At 61.5% G+C, this 2,738-nt stretch carries 1 protein-coding gene and 1 pseudogene; both read right to left on the reverse strand.

Annotated features, from left to right (window positions below):
- Positions 1 to 120: 120 nt before the first annotated feature.
- Positions 121 to 1,404, reverse strand: a pseudogene (locus ACNPAA_RS20695) (extracellular solute-binding protein); the annotation flags it as partial.
- A 135-nt stretch (positions 1,405 to 1,539) separates the two neighbouring features.
- Complete coding sequence (locus ACNPAA_RS20700) at positions 1,540 to 2,433, reverse strand: EamA family transporter (RefSeq protein ID WP_010675306.1); 894 nt, start codon at positions 2,431 to 2,433, stop codon at positions 1,540 to 1,542.
- Positions 2,434 to 2,738 lie beyond the last annotated feature (305 nt).

Raw genomic sequence — 2,738 nt, forward strand, 5'->3', positions numbered from 1 at the left:
GGCGTGAATGAAGTCGAGAGCTTGGTCGATACGCATAAAAAAATCCGAAACCCAACAAGGAGTTTCGGATTCTTACACAGCCTGAGGATCGGTCAATGGATCCTTAACTGATCGGCATTAGAGGTTGAGCCCCGCCTTTTTCGCCTCTTCCCGCAGCAAGGTGAGGCGCTGTGCATGTTCCGCCGTGGTGTAGGTGATGCTGAGGGAGAGGGGCTGGCCCTTGTCATTTCGCAAGATGCCATCCGGCCCGGTCTTAGTGAAGCCCGCCTTGGCAAAGAATTCGCGAGCAAGGGCGGGATCGAAGGGGCGCGCCTTGAGGTCGGTATTGGTGAAATCACCCTGGCCCGAGCCATAGGTGTTGAGACGCTGGTAGTCCCCCCGCAGCAGGGTCGCGATCATCTTGTCCAGGGCGAGGGCGTGCTGGATGCCGAGTCTGACGTCGAGATTGCTCAGCAAGGGATCGGCGGTGTTGAGATAGAGCCCCATGGGGGGCTGAGGCGTCTGGTTGTAGAACCAGAGCCGCTCGATATAGCCCTTCTCGAATTCGGCGGTCTTGCTCTTGTCGTGCCACCAGTTGGGCATCACGAGGGGGAAGGTGTCGAGCTCACCGCGCAGGAAGTGCTGCCAGGCGATGTTCTGATCCCTGAGCACCTTGATCTCGATGCGATCCGGATTGAAGCGGTGCTGGAAGTAGCGCTCGTCGTTCCCCCACCAATCCTTGACCCGGTCGAAGGTCACCGACTTGCCCTTCCTGAGCTCGCCAATCTGGTAGGGGCCGGTGACCGGCAGCACCTTCCAGTTGTACTCCTTGACCCAGTTGGCGGTCAGCTTGATGGCGTGGCTGGGCTCCGGGGTGAAGGGGAGAGCTTCGAGCAGATCTTCCCGGCTCTTCTCGGTGCCGCTGGTGATGGCGAGGGTGTGATCGTCAAACTTGGTCACTTCGCTTATCTGGGTGCTGTAGTAGTTGTTGTACCAGGGGTCGTTGATCTCCTTGCTGCGCATCATCTTGAGGGTGAAGACCCAGTCATCCGCAGTGACGGGCTGGCCGTCCGACCAGCGGGCCTTGGGGTTGATACGAAAATAGAGCGTCTTGTTATCCGCGCCGAAAGCCCACTGGTTGGCCAGCATGGGGATGGGATTGCGCGTCACGGGATGGGTGCTCAGGAGCGGCAGGTTGGTCTCGCGCACGTAGGCCGCAAAGCCGCCGTTGGAATCCGGTCCGTATTTGCGCAAGGTGAGCGGAAAGCTCGACATGAAATCCCGGAAGGTGCCGCCTCGCTTGGCCTCGGGGTCTGCATAGACGGGATCGGTGTCGTTGTTCTCCCATTTGAGATCTGCCGGCAGGGTGGCACTCCAGCCGAACGGGCTCCAGCAGAAGGGGAGCAGCATGGCCGTGACCCGCATGATGCCTGGTAAAGAGGGGATGATCGAAAATGACGGATGACGCATGTCCTTGCTCTCCTGATGATGGCGTCCTGCCGAAATAACGGGGTGGGCCCAAGAGGGCCTGACCCATGATGGGAAGTTTCCCGGGCGAGGTCAATCCTCGGTTTGGGTCTTCAAGAAGCGCATCTTGCCCCCCAGCAGATGCACCACGAAGCCGAGCAACACCAGACCCGAGCCCAGCCATTGCAGGGGAGTGGGGTGTTCATCGAGCAGCAGGGCGGCGGCCACCATGCCGACACAGGGCACCAGCAGGGAGAGGGGGGCAACCTGGGCCACCGGATAGCGCATCAGCAGCCTCCCCCACAGGCCATAACCGAGCCAGGTGGCGATAAACGAGAGATAGAGCACGCACAAGACGCCCTGCCAACGGATGTTGAGCAGGCTGCTTGCGATGAGTTCGGGCCCCTCGAACAGCCAGGAGAGCGCGAAGAAGGGCAGGATGGGCACCAGCCCGCCCCAGGCGACCAGGCTCGGCAGAGAGGTGCGATAGCGCAGACCTATCTGGCGATTGATGACGTTGCCAAGGCCCCAGCAGGCGGCTGCGCACAGCGTCAGCACAAACCCGATGAGGGTGAGGTTGCCCTCGCCATGGGTGGCAATGAGATAAAGACCTGCTCCCGCCAGCGGCAGTGCCACCCAGTGGTGGGGCTGCCAGCGCTCTCCGAGCCAGATCATGGCGAACAGCAGGGTGAAGACCACCTGGGATTGCAGCACCAGGGAGGCCATGCCGGCGGGCATGCCGAATTTCATGGCGCAGAACAGGAAGGCAAACTGGCCCAGGCTGATCGCACCGCCATAGGCCAGCAGCCAGCGCCAGGGCATGGCAGGCCTGGGGACCAGCAGAATGGCCGGGAAGACGACTCCGACGAAACGCAGTGCTCCCAGCAGCAGTGGGGGGATGCCTTCCAGCCCCCACTTGATGGCGACGAAGTTGAGTCCCCAGCAGAGAATGACCAGGGCGGCCAGACACTTGTCCTTGGTTTGCATGCGGCATCCTTGTTTGAGCGGCGCCCGCACGGCAGGGCGCCGAAGGGGTCGAGCATACCTGCTACAGGGTGGGCACCGTCAAGGGCGCAGGTGTCTACCTGCACACCGGGCGAGCGCGGGCGGGCTAAGCTAAAAAGTGAGCGCCCCGATTGACGGGTTGGCGTCGATGGCTAACCGGAGGTATTCCATCTTAAATGCGAAAGGGGACTCCCTCCGACGTAGGTGGGAGGGGAATTTCGCCGGGGCGTCAGCCCCGCTGGTTTTGAATGTATTGCTTGATCACCTCCAACGGTGCTCCGCCGCAA

Source organism: Aeromonas sp. PS2Canimalfood6 (assembly GCF_048276795.1).
GTDB classification, from domain to species: Bacteria; Pseudomonadota; Gammaproteobacteria; order Enterobacterales; family Aeromonadaceae; genus Aeromonas; species Aeromonas caviae.